At 64.8% G+C, this 17,361-nt stretch carries 13 protein-coding genes and 3 pseudogenes; 11 read left to right on the top strand and 5 right to left on the bottom strand.

What is annotated here, in order from left to right; translation table 11 throughout:
• Positions 1–10: 10 nt before the first annotated feature.
• From Q0071_RS20935 to Q0071_RS20925, 3 genes are all read right to left on the bottom strand, one after another.
• On the bottom strand, positions 11–544 hold the full coding sequence (locus Q0071_RS20935; protein WP_298174280.1) for a DUF2497 domain-containing protein: 534 nt from the start codon (positions 542–544) through the stop codon (positions 11–13).
• An 87-nt stretch (positions 545–631) separates the two neighbouring features.
• Positions 632–2,119, bottom strand: coding sequence for a TolC family outer membrane protein (locus tag Q0071_RS20930; RefSeq protein ID WP_298174278.1), 1,488 nt, complete (start codon positions 2,117–2,119; stop codon positions 632–634).
• 5 nt (positions 2,120–2,124) lie between these two features.
• Positions 2,125–2,730 carry a protein-L-isoaspartate O-methyltransferase gene (locus Q0071_RS20925; RefSeq protein ID WP_298174277.1) on the bottom strand — a complete coding sequence of 202 codons (606 nt, stop codon included), beginning with the start codon at positions 2,728–2,730 and terminating at the stop codon, positions 2,125–2,127.
• Between the two features lie 250 nt (positions 2,731–2,980).
• Between Q0071_RS20925 and Q0071_RS20920 the strand changes: the two genes are divergently transcribed.
• The 3 genes and pseudogenes from Q0071_RS20920 (at position 2,981) to Q0071_RS20910 (ending at position 7,293) form a co-directional block, all read left to right on the top strand.
• Positions 2,981–4,495 (top strand): fumarate hydratase, encoded by a 1,515-nt coding sequence (locus Q0071_RS20920; RefSeq protein WP_298174412.1) that lies wholly within the window; start codon positions 2,981–2,983, stop codon positions 4,493–4,495.
• Positions 4,496–5,806: 1,311 nt separating this feature from the next.
• Positions 5,807–6,529, top strand: a pseudogene (locus Q0071_RS20915) (histidine kinase); the annotation flags it as partial.
• A 35-nt stretch (positions 6,530–6,564) separates the two neighbouring features.
• Positions 6,565–7,293, top strand: coding sequence for a LytTR family DNA-binding domain-containing protein (locus tag Q0071_RS20910; protein WP_298174275.1), 729 nt, complete (start codon positions 6,565–6,567; stop codon positions 7,291–7,293).
• An 8-nt stretch (positions 7,294–7,301) separates the two neighbouring features.
• On the opposite strand, the pseudogene Q0071_RS20905 reads toward Q0071_RS20910, so the two are convergent.
• Both Q0071_RS20905 and Q0071_RS20900 read right to left on the bottom strand, forming a co-directional pair.
• Positions 7,302–7,646 (bottom strand): annotated as a pseudogene (locus Q0071_RS20905) (ATP-binding protein); the annotation flags it as partial.
• A gap of 53 nt (positions 7,647–7,699) precedes the next feature.
• On the bottom strand, positions 7,700–9,355 hold the full coding sequence (locus Q0071_RS20900; RefSeq protein ID WP_298174273.1) for an NAD(P)/FAD-dependent oxidoreductase: 1,656 nt from the start codon (positions 9,353–9,355) through the stop codon (positions 7,700–7,702).
• Between the two features lie 181 nt (positions 9,356–9,536).
• Between Q0071_RS20900 and Q0071_RS20895 the strand changes: the two genes are divergently transcribed.
• From Q0071_RS20895 to Q0071_RS20860, 8 genes and pseudogenes are all read left to right on the top strand, one after another.
• Complete coding sequence (locus Q0071_RS20895; protein ID WP_298174271.1) at positions 9,537–10,442, top strand: enoyl-CoA hydratase-related protein; 906 nt, start codon at positions 9,537–9,539, stop codon at positions 10,440–10,442.
• 29 nt (positions 10,443–10,471) lie between these two features.
• Positions 10,472–12,157, top strand: a complete 1,686-nt coding sequence (locus tag Q0071_RS20890; RefSeq protein ID WP_298174269.1) for an AMP-binding protein — start codon at positions 10,472–10,474, stop codon at positions 12,155–12,157.
• Positions 12,154–12,924: an SDR family oxidoreductase gene (locus Q0071_RS20885; RefSeq protein ID WP_298174267.1), complete on the top strand. Its 771-nt coding sequence runs from the start codon at positions 12,154–12,156 to the stop codon at positions 12,922–12,924. The genes Q0071_RS20890 and Q0071_RS20885 overlap by 4 nt, the downstream gene beginning before the upstream one ends.
• A gap of 67 nt (positions 12,925–12,991) precedes the next feature.
• On the top strand, positions 12,992–13,651 hold the full coding sequence (locus tag Q0071_RS20880; protein ID WP_298174265.1) for a TetR/AcrR family transcriptional regulator: 660 nt from the start codon (positions 12,992–12,994) through the stop codon (positions 13,649–13,651).
• Positions 13,648–14,394, top strand: a complete 747-nt coding sequence (locus Q0071_RS20875; RefSeq protein WP_298174264.1) for an SDR family oxidoreductase — start codon at positions 13,648–13,650, stop codon at positions 14,392–14,394. Before Q0071_RS20880 ends, Q0071_RS20875 begins: the two co-directional genes overlap by 4 nt.
• Positions 14,395–14,480: 86 nt before the next feature.
• A complete protein-coding gene (locus Q0071_RS20870; protein WP_298174262.1) occupies positions 14,481–15,578 on the top strand; it encodes a CoA transferase in 1,098 nt (365 codons plus the stop codon).
• The gene (locus tag Q0071_RS20865) at positions 15,575–17,170 is read left to right on the top strand and encodes an NAD(P)/FAD-dependent oxidoreductase (RefSeq protein ID WP_298174261.1); all 1,596 of its coding nucleotides are present in this window, start codon (positions 15,575–15,577) and stop codon (positions 17,168–17,170) included. Before Q0071_RS20870 ends, Q0071_RS20865 begins: the two co-directional genes overlap by 4 nt.
• Before the next feature lies 1 nt (position 17,171).
• A pseudogene (locus Q0071_RS20860) lies at positions 17,172–17,361 on the top strand (hypothetical protein); the annotation flags it as partial.

Raw genomic sequence — 17,361 nt, 5'->3', positions numbered from 1 at the left:
ATGGGCAGGATCAGCCCTTCTTGCCGACAATCCGCGCGATTTCCGCTGCGACCAGCTTCTCAACCATCGGCGGCAGGTTCTTGTCGAGCCACTCGGCCAGCGCCGGGCGCAGCATTTCGCGCACCAGGCTTTCAAGCGAAGTCTCGCCCGAACGGACGATCTGCGGCGATGCGCCGGGTGCGGAGAGCATTGCCAGTGCGGCGAGCGAATCGCGCATCGAAGCGGTGGCCTGTTCCGCGATCAGCGGTGCGTCGTCATCCTCTTCCGCCTCGACGGATGCGCCGCGATCCTCGTTCAAGATCTGCGCCGCAACGACGCTGAGATCGAGCACGTCGGCCGGGAATGACGCCGGGCGACCTTCGCCGCGCACAGCCGAACGGGCAGAAACGCGCGTCGATTGCGCCGGAGCTGGGGCCAGAGCCGATTCCGGCGCTGCGTCGCGGCGGTTTCGCTCACGCGCTGCTTCAGCGCGGTTGTCGCGCGCGATCACCTTCTTGATCGACTCGAGAATTTCCTCGACCGAAGGTTCCGAAGCCTGACGCATGCTTATCCCCACACAATCTACCAGCTGGTCATCAATCTGGCCGGCCCAGCCTGAACGAATCAGGCGCCCCCGGGCGGCCCTGTACCATCAAGGAACAGGTTGTGGAGGAATTGTTGCAGTTTGGGCCGGAGTGTCAACCGTCCGAGTGGCCTTGGGCAGTGTCGGGGAATCGAGCGCCCAATCGAACACCCGCCCGCGCACCCGGCGATAGTTCGCCTCGGGATCGTAGAGCGAGGCCGGATCGAAGCCGAGATCGGTGGCCTGCGCCTTGCCCATCGCGGCGAGCAGATTGAAGGCTGCGACATAGGCATTGCGGCGTGCTGCCACGAGACCCACTTGTGCGCGCAGCAGTTCCTGCTCGGCATCGAGGATGTTGAGGATCGTGCGGTTGCCCACGGTGTTTTCCGCGCGCACGCCCTCAAGGCTCAATGCCGCGGCATCGACTGCGGTCTGGTTGAGGGTGATGACGTCGTTCGCTGCGCGCCACTGCGTATAGGCAGAGCGGACATTGGCGATGACCTGCCGCTCGGTCGAGATTTCCTGCTCCTCGGTCGCGCTCGCCGTGGCCTGGGCCCGGCGCTGCTGTGCAGCAGGCAGCCCGCCCTGAAACAGCGGGATCGAGGCGCGCACGCCGGCCTGCGCCGTCGTCTGGCTCTGGACGAAATTGCCACCGACTGCGCCGCCGCCCAGCGAGTTGAAGTAGGTCGAATATTCGCCCGAGGTATAGAGCGAGATCGTCGGCAGGCGGCCTGCACCGGCGGCCTTGGCGTCATAGCCGGCCGCCTTTGTGCGCTGGCGCGCCGCTTCGAGATCGGGGTTGTTGTCGAGCGCGGTCTGCACGGCTTCGTCCGGCGTCGCGGGCAGTCCGGCGAGCGGCGGCGGCGGCTGGAGATCTGCCGGGGCCAGCCCGACAACCTGCACATAGCGTTCGCGGCTGGCCACCAGTGCGGCCTCTGCGCTGCGCAGATCGGCGCGCGCCAGAGCGAGGCGCGAATTGGACTGCGCCACGTCGGTGCGGGTCACATCGCCGATCTCGAAGCGGTCGCTGGTCGCCTTGAGGTTGACCTCGAGCACCTGCACATTGTTGCGATTAAGCCCCACGGTTGCGGCATCGCGGATCACGTCCATGTAGGCCGCAACGACCTGGCTGAACACGCCCGCTTCGGTGCCGCGCAGGCTTGCCTGCCCGGCTTCGACGCGAATCTTGGCGGCTGCGAGCGAATTGCGCACCGAACCGCCCGAATAGATCGGCACGCTGAGCGAGGGATCGACGGTCAGCAACCGCTTCGGTGCGATGAAGCTGTTGGGTCCGACCTTGAGAAACTCGGTATAGGTTGCCGTACCTGTAAGGCTCGGCAGGCCGGGTGCGCGGGCGATCGGCACGCCTTCGTCGGTCGCGCGCTGGTTGGCGCGGGCGGCGGCAAGATCAGGGTTGGTGGCATAGGCAGCGGCCAGCGCGCCCTGCAGGTCGTCGGCGTGAACTGGCGTCGCGGCGGCGGCGATGGCGAGCGCAGCCAGCGCAGGGCCGGCCTTCAGCCGACGTATCAGGGGCCAATTGGCCGTGGAACGAATCATGAGGTTCAGAAGCTCCACTTCGGGCGAGGCGCAAATGCGGCAAGCGGCGCAAAGTCGGCCTCGGCCAGAACGGTCAGTACGAGAGCGCCGCCGACCTTGCGGCCAAGCGCCAGACGGGTCACGCCCCGCTCCACCACGCCGGTGACAAGGCGGCCGTCCGCCGAAACCACATCGGCCAGCGCGGCAGGCAGTTCCTCGATCGCGCCGTCAACCAGCACCAGCGTATTTGCGCCAGCCTTGGCCCATTCGCCCGTGGTAGCCACGAGCGTGACCTTTGCGGCCAGCTTCCCGGCGAGCGCGGCGAGATAGCCGCCGGGGTTGCCGATCACGAGCACGCTGTCGTCAGCCGCCGGTTCCGCAGCGGTCAGCATCTGGCCGTAAGTCAGCGCTGGGGACAGCACTTCGCCGCCGCCTAGCGCCACGGCGCGATCGGCATAGGCCACCGCGCGGCGTGCTTCGGGCACGAAGTCCTCACGCGGCACGGCCAGGAACGCGGCGAGAATGGCCGGATCGTTGATACCGCTCACGCGCAGCTGGCTATCGATCATCGCACGGCGTGCGGTCTCACCGCCGGCATCTGCAATGTTCGCGCGCTCTTCCACTACCGTCATGAATTCCCTCACTTGCGGGGCCAGACTGCGTGGCCGCTGGGGCCGGTGCAATCCTGACCGTGGGCCGCGCCTTGCGCTGCGGCCAAATCCATCGAACTCTTGATTACAGGCCCTTAGAATATCGTCCACGGCGCGCCAAGCGCTTTGCATGACGCTGGTCGATGGCTAAACGGCGGTTCATCGATTACGCCCGCGCGCTGCGGGCAGAAACCAGCGGAAGGACCCGGCGATGCCAGGGATGACAACGACGATGACGACGATCCGGGAGGAAGACCTCATCGAGAGCGTGGCCGACGCGCTGCAATACATCAGCTATTTCCACCCGATGGACTACATCCGCGCGCTGGGTGAAGCCTACAAGGCTGAACAAGGGCCTGCCGCCAAGGATGCGATCGCCCAGATCCTGACGAACAGCCGCATGTGTGCCGAAGGGCACCGGCCGATCTGCCAGGACACCGGCATCGTCAACGTCTTCATCAAGTGGGGTCAGGACTGCCGGCTGGAAAGCGACAAGAGCCTGCAGGATGTCGTCGATGAAGGCGTGCGCCGCGCCTATCTCGATCCCGACAACAAGCTGCGCGCCTCGGTCCTCGCCGATCCCGCGTTCACCCGCCGTAACACGCGCGACAATACCCCGTGTGTGCTTCATGTCGAGATGGTGAAGGGCCACACGGTCTCGGTCGATGTCGCGGCCAAGGGCGGCGGCAGCGAGAACAAGTCGAAGTTCAAGATGATGAACCCCAGCGATTCGATCGTCGACTGGGTGGTCGAGATGCTGCCGCAGATGGGCGCGGGCTGGTGCCCGCCGGGCATGCTCGGCATCGGCATCGGCGGCACGGCGGAGCACTGCATGCTGCTCGCCAAGCAGGCGCTGATGGAGCCGATCGACATGGCGCAACTGAAGCTGCGCGGGCCGCAAAATGATATCGAGGCCCTGCGCATCGATATCTTCGACAAGGTCAACGCGCTGGGCATCGGTGCCCAGGGCCTCGGCGGGCTTTCGACGATCCTCGACGTCAAGATCATGGATGCGCCGTGCCATGCTGCGGGCAAGCCGGTGGCGATGATCCCCAATTGCGCTGCCACGCGCCACGCCCACTTCACGCTCGATGGTTCGGGCCCTGCGTTCCTCGAAGCGCCCAAGCTCGATGAATGGCCCGACGTGCACTGGACGCCCGATGCAGCGGCCAAGCGCGTCAATCTCGACACCCTGACGGCGGAAGAGGTGCAGAGCTGGAAGCAGGGCGACCGCTTGCTGCTCAATGGCAAGATGCTTACCGGCCGCGATGCCGCGCACAAGCGCATTGCCGACATGCTCGCCAAGGGCGAGGAACTGCCGGTCGATTTCAAGGGCCGCGTGATCTATTACGTCGGTCCTGTCGATCCCGTGCGCGAGGAAGTGGTCGGCCCCGCCGGCCCCACCACCGCGACACGCATGGACAAGTTCTCCGACACGATGCTCAACCTCGGCCTGCTTGCCTCGGTCGGCAAGGCGGAGCGTGGCGTGGCGGCGACCGAATCCATCGCGAAGCACAAGTCCGCCTATCTCATGGCGGTCGGCGGTGCGGCCTATCTCGTCAGCCGCGCGATCAAGCAGTCGAAGGTGGTCGGCTTTGCCGATCTCGGCATGGAAGCGATTTATGAATTCACCGTGGAGGACATGCCGGTGACGGTCGCGGTCGATTCGACCGGGCAGAACGTGCACCAGCTTGCACCGCTCGTGTGGAAGAAGAAGATTGCGGAAGAAGGCTTGCTCCCGGCCTGATCCATCGACCAACGGTTGACTGCGCTCGACTGTCCGGCTGGCGCTGGCCGGGCAGTTGGGCGTAAGAGTGACCGAATGGCCAGTGTTCCCGCCGATATTGCTGCCGAGAGACCGCACGTGCCCACGCGCGCCGTGCTGCTGTCTGCGGCGGCACTGTGGCTGACCTATTTCCTGCTGATCACCCTGCGCGGGATCGTGGTCGATCTCGGCGAGTTCAACGAATTGCTCTGGCGCCGCGCGGTCGTCACGCTCGCGGGCATTGCGATCACGGTGATGGCATGGCCGGTGCTGCGCCGGTTCGACGGGCGCAGCAACGGGGTGCGAATCGGTGCGGCGCTGATCATCATGCTCCCCGCGGCCCTGGCCCTCGCGGCAATCAACCAGCAGTGCTTTGCGCCGGTCGAGAAGAAGCTGATCGAGCGCGAGGCCCGCGCGGCGCAGGCGCAGGCCGAGGCGGCGGCCAAGGCGATCCGCGCCGGGCAGGGCGCTGTGCCCGGCGATGCGCCGTCGGACGTGCCGTTGCCGAGTGTACGCGTCCGGCACGATGTTTCGGGCAACGTCCTGATCGACGTCGCCGATCCGCCGCAGGCCTTTCCCGCACCCTTGCCGCCCCCCGAACCGCCTGCGCCTCCGGCACCGCCAGTCTCTCCGCACTCCGCAAAGGCACCGCCGGTGCCATCCCCGGAAGCCAGTGAGGAGCCGGGCAGCGGGGACGACGGCGACGAAGAAGCCGTGATCACGGCGCCCGGCGGCGTTTCGATCATCAAGCGCAGCGATGGCAGCGCCGAAGTGCGCGTCGGGCCTCGGCGGATCGCCACCGATGCCGATCATGCCGATGAACTCGCCGACGAACTGGCGCAGGCCCAGCGCGAAGTTGCCCAGGCGCAGCGCGAAATGGAGCGTGCGCGGAGCGAGGCGGAGTTCTCGGTCGCGCAGTCGCGCCTTGCCGGAATCAGCGCGGTGCGCTGGAACGTGCTGCGCGGCCTCGCCGATGCGGGTCTGATTGCAGAGAAAGACGTACCGCCCGCCCCTGCTGGTCCTGTCGGTGAAGCGGTGAAGGAAGTGCGCGCGCGCGGCGTAAAGGAACACAAGGCACGCGCCAGCAAGCCCCGGCCTCCTGTGCGTCATGCGGCGACCCGGTCCCCGGCAAAGGCTGCCCCCGCAACCGTGCCGTCACCGACCCCATCACCTGCGCCGATCGCGAGTGCATCGCCGGCCTCGCCTCCCGCTCCCGCCGCCACCGACAGTGATACCCAGATGCACAGCGCGATCATCAGCAAGATGATCGAGGACGAGGGTCTGTGGAAGCAGCTCACCGATGTGGCGCTCGGCCGTTATTTCCTGCTGATCGCCTGGGCCGGGCTCTATATCGCACTCGGCAATGCCGAGATGGCGCGCGCTTCGGAGCGGCGCGAAGGGGAATACAAGCGCGCGGCCAAGGCGGCAGAGCTGCGGAGCTTGCGCTATCAGGTCAATCCGCACTTCCTCTTCAACACGCTCAATTCGCTGTCCGCGCTGGTGATGGTCGGCCGCAGCGAACAGGCGGAGAAGATGATTCAGACGATCTCCAGCTTTTATCGCCACAGCCTCGCCGGCGATCCCACGGCGGATGTGCCGCTGGCCGATGAGATTGCGCTGCAGCGCCACTATCTGGAAATCGAGGCTGTGCGCTTTCCAGAGCGGCTGGTCTGCGAATTCGATGTGCCGCAGGGGCTTGAGAGCGCCTGCGTGCCGGGCATGATCCTGCAGCCGCTGGTCGAGAATTCGATCAAGTACGGCGTCTCGGCAAGCACTCGCCCTGTCACCATCCGCATCGCCGCGCAGGAAGCGGGCGGCAAGCTCGTGCTGACCGTTGCGGACGACGGCCCGGGCAAGACCGGCGCGAACGCGGGAACCGGCATCGGGCTCGAGAACGTGCGCAACCGGCTGGCGGCGCGCTTCGGTGATGAGGCGCGGGTGGAAAGCGGGGCGCTGCCTGCGGGTGGCTATGCCACCGTGCTGACGATCCCGCTGGTGCGGTCGATCTGCGATTGAGGATGGAGACCGGGGGACAGATGCCTATGCCGCCAATGAAGACCCTGATTGTCGATGATGAGCCGCTCGCGGTGGAGCGCATGCAGATCCTCTGCGCGCGCATCCCGGCGCTGCACGTGGTCGGCACCGCGAGCGACGGCGCGGCGGCGCTGCGTCTGTGTGAAGCGCTTGGCCCCGAACTCGTGCTGCTCGACATGACGATGCCCGAAGTCGATGGCCTCGGCGTGGCGCGCGGGCTCGTGCGGATGTCGCCGCGCCCTGCGGTGATCTTTGTGACCGCGCACGATCATTTTGCAGTCGAGGCGTTCGATTGTGATGCGGTGGATTATGTCCTCAAGCCCGTCGCGCAGGACCGCCTCGAACGCGCGGTCGAGCGCGCCCTCGCCCGCCGCGATACCGCTGCACCCGCCGAGGCGGCTCCGGCGGAAAGCACGTGGATCGAGGAATTCTGGGTCCCCCATCGCAGCGAGCTGATCCGCATTGCCGCAGGCGATATCGACCGCATCGACGCGGAGCGCGATTATGTGCGCCTGCATGTGGGAACCCGAAGCTATCTCCTGCTCCACACGATCCAACGCCTCGAAGACCGGCTCGACCCCGAACGCTTCATCCGCCTCCACCGCTCGACCATCGTGCGCCGCGACCGGATTGCGGGGCTGAAGCACGATGGGCTGGGCGTCTGGTCCGCACAGCTGGTGGACGGCGAACTGCTGCGCATCGGCCGGACCTATCTGGCCAAGGCGAAAGCGATGGCGGGGCGCTAGCTGCGTCGTCAGGCTCTGGGCGCAATCCGCCGATAGCTCAGCGCTTCGGCCACATGGACGCGGCCAATCGTCTCTGCCCCGGCCAGATCCGCAATCGTGCGCGCCACGCGCAGCATGCGGGTGTAGCCGCGCGCCGATAGCCGCATAGCTTCCGCCGCTTGGGCGAGGAGCTTGCGCCCCGGCTCGTCGGGCGTGGCGAAGCGTTCGAGAAGATCGCCTTCCAGTTCGGCGTTGGTGCGTCGCCCGCTGCCCTCCAGCCTTGCGGTCTGCACACGCCGCGCCGCCGCAACGCGCGCAGCCACCGCGTCTGACCCCTCGGCAGGCGGCGGCAGCGCCAGATCGGCGGCGGAGACGGAGGGAGACTAGAAAATGGCTTAAACAAATGTAAAAAAATGGGAATTCTCATTCAATTGTTCTGAATGCCCCCAGGTGTGCCCCCGCCTGCTGAGGCTTTGCTTGGTATCCCAAAATCGGCGTAGCCGTTCGCGGCCACGCGCTCCAACTCGCGCCGGTAACCGCGCACGCCGCCCGAATAGGGCATGAAGACGCGCGGCTTGCCCTCAATCTCGGCACCGACATAGTATGACGCCGCCCTCGGGTAGAGGGTTTCCTGCGCGCGTTCGTTGACATGATCGACCCAGCGCGCTTCGGCATCTGGGCTGGCTTCGATCCGTGCTGCGCCCAGTGTCTTTGCATGGACCAGCATCTGGGTCAGCCAATCGACCTGCTGCTCGATAGAGAGGATTACGTTGCTGAGAAGCGATGGGCTGCCGGGGCCGACCAGAACAAACATGTTGGGAAACCCAGAGACTCCAAGCCCGAGGTAGGTCGCCGGGCCGGCTGACCATTTGTCCCGGAGGCTGAGCCCGTCCCGGCCGATGATGTCGGGGCGCAGCAGTGAGCCGGTGAACGCATCAAATCCGGTCGCGTAGATTAGGACATCGAGCGGATAGTGTGCATTTCCGGTGCTGAGGCCGGTCGGGGTCAGGGCCTCGATCGGATCGGCCTTGATATCGACCAGCGCCACATTGTCGCGGTTGAAGGTGGCGAAGTAGTTGCTGTCGACCGAGGGCCGCTTGGCACCGAAGGGGAAGCCGCGCGGGGTCAGCAGTTCGCGGGTCGACGGATCCTTCACCTGCGCGGCGATTTTGTCGCGGATAAACGTTGCAGCCGTCTCGTTCGAGGCCTCGTCCAGCAGGATATCCTTGTAGGCCAGGGCGAAGCCGAAGCCGAGCCGGACCCACGCCGCTTCATAGACCGCCTGGCGCTCGTCTGCCGAGGCTTCGAGGGCCGATGCGCCATTAGGCACGAAGCCGAGGCCGCTGGGAGAATTGAGCGCGCGGGTGCGGCGGGCGCGATAGTCCGCCTTTATCGCCGCGTCCTCTTCAGCCGAGATCGGTGCATTGGCGGCCGGAATGCTGAAGTTTGCAGAGCGCTGGAACAAGGTGAGATACGCGGCCTCGGCGGCAATCAGCGGCGTCATCTGTACGCCGGAGGAGCCTGTGCCGATGATCCCGACTCGCTTCCCCGCCAAATCGACGCCCTCGCGCGGCCAGGCGGCGCTGTGATAGATCGCGCCCGTGAAGCTTTCCTGCCCTGGCAGAGTGGGCTGCTTGGTCGTTGAAAGCTGGCCAACCGCCATGATCAGAGTGTCCGCATCCCAAGTGCGGCCATCCTCGGTAGTCACGGACCAGCGATTGCTGGACTCATTGAACTCGGCACGCGCCATGCGCGTGTTGAACTGGATGGCAGGGCGCAAGTCGAAGCGGTCCGCCACATGGCGGATGTACGAAAGCACTTCGGGCTGAGTCGCGTAGCGCTCGCTCCAGCGCCATTCCTGCTCAAGCTCGGGCGAGAACATGTAAGAATAGTCGTAGCTTTCGACATCGCAGCGTGCGCCGGGATAGCGATTGTGGTGCCAGACCCCGCCCAGATCGTCGCTCGCCTCCAGCACGGCGACCGAGAATCCGGCCTCGCGCATGGAATAGAGCGCGCGGAGTCCGGCGAGGCCAGCGCCTACGATCAGGATGTCAACAGTGGCGTGGGATAGATCATTCGTCATGGCGAATCGGATATCTCTTCTGCGATCATCTATCAACACTTATGTTGATCGAGCCGCTTTCGGTGCATTTAAAGCCTCGGTTTTCGGGCTCGGATGGATAAAATCAACGTATATGTTGACTAAGGCGTTCCTCGGCGATAGCCATCGTGACCAGAGAACATGACAACCAAGGATGCTGGCAATGCAGTTTGAAACCCTGATCTATGAAAAGGCTGATCGCATCGCGACAGTCACCCTCAATCGGCCGCACACCGGCAACGCGATTTCGGTGCAGCTGCGCGATGAGCTTGACCGGGTGATGGACGATCTTGATCATGACGACGAGACGCGTGTCCTGGTGATCAAGGCCAACGGTGCCCATTTCGGCACGGGTTATGATCTCAAGGAGTTCTCCTACCTCTGGGATGCCGACAGCGCGATCAATGAAGTGCAGCGTCGCCCACATCGCCGTAATCCGGTTTGGTCGCGTCGCGAGTTCCACCTCTCGCGCGAGCGCTGGATGCGCCTGTTCCGCCTGCGCCAGTGCACGATCGCGGTGGTCCACGGACACTGCGTTGCCGGATCACTCGATCTGATCGGCGTGTGCGACATTGCCTTTGCCGCCGAAGATGCCTTGCTCGGCCAGCCCGAGGCACGCGCCATGGGTGAGCTTCATGTCTTCGCGATGTGGCCGATCCATCTCGGCATGCGCAAGACCAAGGAGTGGCTGTTCACCGGCGACAACATGACCGGCGTTGAAGCGGCCGAAATGGGCTTGGTGAACCGGGCTGTGCCGCGCGAGGAACTGGAAGCCGTGGCGATGGCCTATGCCAAGCGCGTATCCAATGTGCCGCTCGATGCGATCTACAGTCACAAGGAAGTGACCAACCGCTGGTTCGAGGCGGCCGGCATGCAGGCCGGCATGGCTGCGGCCAACGATCTCGATGCGCTCGGCATTGCCGGGCCGGGGATGGAAGAGTTCACCAAGGTGTGGCGCGAGGGCGGGGTCCGCCCGGCCGTGCGCATGCGCGATGCGCCTTTCGCGCCCTATCGCACGTATCTTGAGGCCTATGAGGCCGAACGAGATCGCGGCCCTGCGGACGCGTGACGGCAGAGGCTGCCCTGCGGTCGTCCGCTTTGGACCGACAAGCCGCGCTGGCGACGCGCTTTCCGAAATGTATTGCGCGCTCGCTGGACGGCATGCTGGATTCGGCAGCAGGGGAGTTTCCCGACCGGCCGTATGTCATCACGGACGAACGGTCCTGGACCTATCGTGAGCTGGCGGACTGGTCACTGCGGCTGGCTGCCGGTCTGATTTCGGCAGGAGTACGGCCAGGTGACCATGTGGCGCTGCTCATGGCCAACTACCCTGAGTTCGTTGCGCTCAAGTTCGCTATTTCGCGGGTCGGGGCAGTGGCCGTGCCGATCAATATCCTGAACCGGCAGGCGGAGTTGGGCTATGTTCTGGCCCAATCCGATGCGGTCATGCTTGTGACCATGGACTGCTTTCGGGGCCTCGATACCCTGGCAATGCTCGATCAGCTCATGCCTGGCTGGGAGCAGCACGGTGGCGGGCAGGCCTTTCCGAAGTTGCGGACGGTCGTCGTGTTTCCCACGGGTTCGGAGCCAGCCCGGGCCCAGGCCACACCCTTGGCCGCGCTGGAGCATCGCGCGCCCGAGGGGCTGGCCTTCCCTTCCTCGTCCCCGGATGCTGTTGCGGATATCATCTATACCTCTGGCACCACCGGGGCGCCCAAGGGCGTGATGCTGAGCCACGATCAGGTCTTGCGCACTGCCTTCGCCAGTGCCTTGTCGCGAGCATTCGAAGACGCACGGCGCATCGTGTTCGCGCTGCCGATGTACCACGTCTATGGCTACGGTGAGGGCATGCTGCCGGTGCTGTTCGTCGGCGGTGCAATCGTTCCGCGGTTGCGGTTCGAAGCGGCGGATCTGCTTCAGGCCATCGCGCTGCACCGCGTCACCGATGCCTTGCTGGTGCCGACCATGACGCTGGCCGTGATCGATGCGGCGCGGGATGCTGCTTGCGATCTCTCCTCTCTTACCTCGGTTCTTTCCTCCGGCACCCGTGCTCCCGAGCGGATCTGGAGGGAAATCGGCAGCGTGTTGGGCGTGGCCGAGATCACGACCGGCTACGGCATGACCGAGGTCACCGCATCCTCCACCGTCACCCGGCCCGATGACCCGTTCGAGCGGCTGCTCGAGACCAACGGCCGGCTGCGCGATGCGGGCGTGGCCGGCGATCCGGCGCTTGGCGGCCAACTGGTCGCGTACAGGGTGGTCGATCCGGACAGCGAGGCGGTCCTGCCTGCCGGCGCGGTAGGTGAGTTGCGCGCGAAGGGGCCTGGCGTGACGCGCGGGTATTATAACAAGCCGGCTGAGACGGCGGCGGCGTTCGATGCCGAGGGCTGGTTTCGCACCGGCGATCTGGGGCGGATCGACGGCGAGGGTTATCTCACGCTGGCCGGGCGCCTCAAGGAATCCTACCGCTGCGGGGGGGAGCAGGTGCTGCCTAGTGAAGTGGAGGACGTACTGACTTCGCATCCCGATGTGATGCAGGCGCATGTCGTGCCCTTGGCCGATGAACGCATGGGTGAAGTTGGCGTGGCGCTGGTTGTGCCATGTGATGGTGCAGAGATTACGAGTGAGGCGCTGCTGGCTCTCGTTCGAGAACGCCTCGCGCGCTTCAAGGTACCGCGTCACCTGTTTTTTGTGAAGGCAACGGACATTCCCACAACCGCATCGGGCCGCGCCCGCAAGTTCATGTTGGCGGAAGCCGTCGCTCGCATGGTGGAGGCGGCATGAGCGAGGCAGGCGCTAGCAAAACGCGGGTCGCAATTGTCACCGGGGCCGCGCGCGGCATTGGCGCGAGCATTGCGCTCCGCCTTGCCGCAGATGGCCATGACATTGCCGTGATCGATCTCGATGCGTTGGCCTGCAGCGAAACCGTGCGCGGGATCGAGGCACTCGGGCGACGGGCCCTTGCGGTCGGCGCGGACGTCGCGGACGAAACCGCTGTTGAGCAGGCAGTGGCTGATGTGACCGCTGCGCTCGGGCCGCCCACGATTGTGGTCAACAACGCAGGCATTCTGCGTGACCGCACGATCGGCAAGATGTCGCTGGCGGATTGGGACCTCGTGATCAACGTCAACTTGCGCGGCGCCTTCCTGATGAGCCGTGCGGTGCAAGCGCACATGCGCGCTGCGGGCTGGGGCCGGATCGTCAACCTTTCCAGCACGGCCGCGCTCGGGAATCTCGGCGAGGCCAACTATGCCGCAGCCAAGGCCGGTGTGCAGGGACTGACCAAGACCTTGGCCATCGAACTGGGTCGCTATGGGATCACGGCAAACGCGGTTGCTCCGGGCTTTGTCGAGACCGCCATGACGGCGGAAGTGGCCGCGCGGGTCGGCATGACGTTCGAGGACATGAAGCAACAGGCGATTGCCGGAACGGTGGTTGGCAGGGTCGGCCAGCCCGAGGATATTGCCCATGCGGTTTCATTCTTCGTCGATGAACGGTCAGGCTATGTAACCGGGCAAGTGCTCTATGTTGCCGGAGGGCCACGCGGATGAGCCCTGCAACTGGAAATGGCGCGCATGATCGCGTAATTGGCGGCGCATGATGAAACACGGCAAGCCAATGATGGCACCCTCCGAAAGCGGTATCGGCAAACGGCGCACTGCGGCGCGCGAAGATTCCAGCGTTTCGCACCAGCAACGCCGCAAGGAAATCGGCGAAGCGGCGATCCGGGTGTTCAACCGGATGGGATTCCAGCGGGCGAGCATGACTGCTGTCGCGGCCGAATTGAATATCGATCGGGCGTCACTCTACTACTATATCTCGTCGAAGGAGGAGCTCTTCGACGAGATCGTGCGTACCGTGGTGGAGCGCAACGTGGCACTGGCGCAGAAGATTCAGGCCAGCGACATGCGTCCGCGGCGCAAGCTCAGCGACCTGATCATCGCGCTGATGTCGTCCTACGGCGAACACTACCCGCTGATGTATATCTACATTCGCGAAAACCTCAGCAATGTCAGCGACAAGCGCTCAGAGTGGTCGCGCTACATGCGCGATCTCAACAGGCAGATGTCCGATGCGGTGATCGCGATCATCGAGCAGGGCTATGCCGACAAGTCCTTCCGCAACGTTGGTTCATCCAAGGTTGTGGCCTATGGCGTGCTCGGCATTGTCGGGTGGACGCACCGCTGGTTCAGGCCGGCGGAAAGCGACGTCAGCGCCGAGGAAATCGGCAAGATCTACGCTGAGATGGTGCTGGCCGGGCTGGAATCGCCCTATTGAGCGGCCCCGGCGCCTTGCATGGCAAGACCGCGATCATCACCGGTGCCGGGCAGGGGATCGGCAGGGCCAGTGCCGAACGCTTTGCGCGCGAAGGTGCGCGCGTGCTGGCGGTGGATATCAACGCGGATGCGTTGGCTTCGCTTGAGAGTGCCTGCGGATGCGAGCCTTTCGCCCTCGATCTGACTGATGCCGCCGGGGTCGGAGCGTTTGCACGGACGGCGGGTACAGTGGACGTTGCGTTCTTATGCGCAGGCACGGTGCCCTACGGCACGGTGCTTGATTGCAGTGATGAGGACTGGGACGGGGCGTTTGCTCTCAATGTCACGGCCATGTTCCGGATGATCCGCGCCTTGCTGCCAGGGATGATCGCGCGAGGAGGCGGTTCGATCATCACCATGTCGTCGGTTGCCAGTTCGGTTCGCGGTGTACCCGACCGTTTTGCCTATGGCGCAACCAAGGCGGCGATCATCGGCATGACCAAGGCGCTCGCGGCAGATCACGCGGCGCAAGGCATCCGCGCCAATGCGATCTGTCCGGGCACGATCGAGACGCCTGCGCTGGAGGCGCGGATGCAGGCAAGTGGAGACTATGCCCGGACCCGCGCTGCCTTCGCCGCGCGGCAACCGCTCGGCCGATTTGGGCAGGCAGACGAGATTGCCAGCCTCGCGCTCTATCTGGCCAGCGATGCTGCCCGTTTCACCACCGGCCAGTGCCATATAATCGACGGTGGATGGTCGAACTGATGGCAATCGCGCTTGCATAATACCCGTTGGTATGGTTTCTATCCAGTCAGAATGTTTTAAAAGAAGCGGGGGCTGATCCCGCTGGGGTGAGCGCTTTGGGCGATGTCGGTTCCTTCCTGTCGGGCGTGAAAGTTCTCGACCTCTCGCAGTACATTTCGGGGCCGGTCACGAGCCAGATCTTGGCCGACATGGGCGCCGAGGTGATAAAGATCGAGCCCCCCGCCGGAGATGGGATGCGCGATCTGGGGCCGCGGGACGCGGATGGAGAGCCGGTGTTCTACGCCAGCCTGAATGCGGGTAAATCGCTGCGACGGCTCGATCTCAAATCCGCTGATGGGCGCAGTGCGATGGAAGGCCTGCTGGTCGATGCCGATGTGCTGATCGAAGGGTTCCGGCCCGGTGTCATGGCGCGGCTCGGGTTTGGCTACGCGGCGCTGGCAGCACGCAATCCGGCGCTGATCTATTGCTCGATCAGCGGTTATGGCACCGATGGTCCGCTGGCCAACGCGGCCGGCCATGATGGCAACTATCTGGCGGAAAGCGGCATTCTGGACCGCAACGGCCGCGATGCTCCGGTGTTCTTCGACCCGCCGATCGCGGATATGGCGGGCGCGCTCTATGCGGCGATTGCCATTCTCGGCGCGCTCAATGCCCGGCAGCGGACGGGCGAGGGGGCGCATATCGAGCTTGGCCTTGCCGACACCCTGATGCCGCTGCAATCGATGCAGGTAGCCGAATGGGGCGCGAACGGCACCGTGCCGAAACGTGGCTCGACGTATCTCAACGGGGCTGCGGCTTACTACAACCTCTACCGGACCGCCGACGGACGGCATGTCATGCTGGGGCCGGTCGAGCCCCGGTTCTGGCAGAACTTCTGCGCGGCGGCAGAACGGCCCGACTGGGTAGAGCGGCAGAACGACTCGCTGCCCCAAACGGGTCTGATCGCAGAAATCACCGCGTTCTTTGCCGGGCGAAACCTGGCTGAGATTGCGGCGCAGTTCGCCGATGCGGATTGCTGCCTCTCACCCGTGCTCGATCTGAGCGAAGCGCTCTCTTCCGAGCAGGTGCGCGCACGCGGCCTTGTCCAGTGTGCCGATGGTGCCTTGCAGACCCTGTTTCCCGCCACCTTCAATGGCCAGCGCCCCGCGCTGCGCGCGCCGCTATGCGTGGAACCGGGCCTATGACACGTCAACTGGACGTTGTTGTCGTGGGGGCGGGGTTTGCTGGCCTCTACGCGCTGCACAAGCTGCGGGCTCAAGGCCTTGCCGTCCAAGCGTTCGAGGCCGCTGACGATGTTGGCGGGGTATGGCACTGGAACCGGTATCCCGGTGCGCGCTGCGACGTGGAAAGCCTGCAATACAGCTACTCCTTCGATGATGCGCTTCAACAAGAATGGGTCTGGTCGGAGCGCTATGCGCAACAAGGCGAGATTCTGGCCTACCTGCATCATGTGGCTGACCGGTTCGAACTGCGGCCGCTGATTTCCTTTGGTACAAGGGTTACATCGGCGCATTTCGATGCGGCGCTGGACCGCTGGCATGTGACAACCGATCGTGGCGATGCGGTCACTGCGCGCTTCTGCATCATGGCCAGCGGATCGCTGTCGGCCTCGCGCTTGCCCGATATCCCCGGGATCGAAACGTTCGCCGGGCAGATCTTGCACACCGGAGCCTGGCCGCATCACGGCGCGGACTTTGCGGGCAAGTCTGTTGCAGTCATCGGCACGGGCTCGTCGGGCGTGCAGGCCATTCCGCAAATCGCCCGTTCGGCCGAGCGGCTGGTGGTCCTGCAGCGCACGCCCAATTTCGTGGTGCCCGCGCGCAACCAGCCGCTGAGTGATGAGAAGCAGACGGCCTGGAAGGGGGCTTATGCTGATTACCGCGCGCAGGCGCGGCAAGTTGGCACCCTTTACGATTTTAGCCAGACCCCTGCGCTTTCGGTCAGCGCCGATGCGCGCGAGGCGGAGTATCGCCGCCGGTGGGAACTGGGCGGGGTCAACTTCGTCCACGCGTTCAGCGATATCATGACCGATCTGGCCGCCAACCAGACAGCCGCCGATTTCGTCCATGCCCGCATCCGTGAACTGGTCGATGATCCCGAGACAGCTGAGAAGCTCTGCCCACGCGGCTATCCGCTGGGGGCGAAACGGATTTGCGTCGGCTCTGACTACTACGAGACCTACAACCGCCCGAACGTGTCGCTCGTTGATCTGCAGCTCGACCCGATCACGATGATCGATGCGCATTCGATCCACACTAGTGAAGCCGTTTTGCCGGTCGACGTGATCGTCTGTGCGACAGGCTACGACGCGCTGACCGGTGCGCTGGCACAGATCGATATCCGCGGGCGTAGCGGTGCGGCGCTGAGCGCCAAATGGGCTGATGGGCCGCGCAACTACCTCGGGCTGATGACTGCGGACTTCCCCAATATGTTCGTCGTAACCGGCCCGGGCAGCCCCTCGGTGCTCGTCAACATGGTGGTGGGTATCGAGCAGCACATCGACTGGATCGCCGGGTGCATCCATCACTTGGCGCAAACCGGTGCCACGCGGATCGAGCCTGAACCCGAAGCGGAAGACGCCTGGGTCCAGCAGGTCAACGATGCGGCGGAATCGACGCTCTTCGTGCAGGCGAACTCCTGGTATCTCGGAGCCAATATTCCGGGAAAACCACGTGTTTTCATGCCCTTTGTTGGCGGTATCGGCCGCTACCGGGCGATTTGCGACGCGGTCGCGGCCAGCGGATACGCCGGCTTTCAGATAGCGAATGGAGACTGACATGGCCTTGCATCCCCAGCTTCAGGCAATCGTCGATGCCTCTGCCGGCCTGCCGCCGATGGAAAGCGTCGCACCCGCCGTGCTGCGCGCCAATTACGAGGCGCTGATCGCCAAGGCGCCGCGCCCGGATGTGGCGCATGTGGAAGACCGGATGATCCCCGGCCCGCGCGGCGAGATTCGTGTGCGCATCT

Origin of the sequence: Novosphingobium sp. (assembly GCF_027486195.1) — a bacterium.
GTDB lineage: Bacteria > Pseudomonadota > Alphaproteobacteria > Sphingomonadales > Sphingomonadaceae > Novosphingobium.
This window is presented reverse-complemented; position numbering and strand designations above follow the sequence as displayed.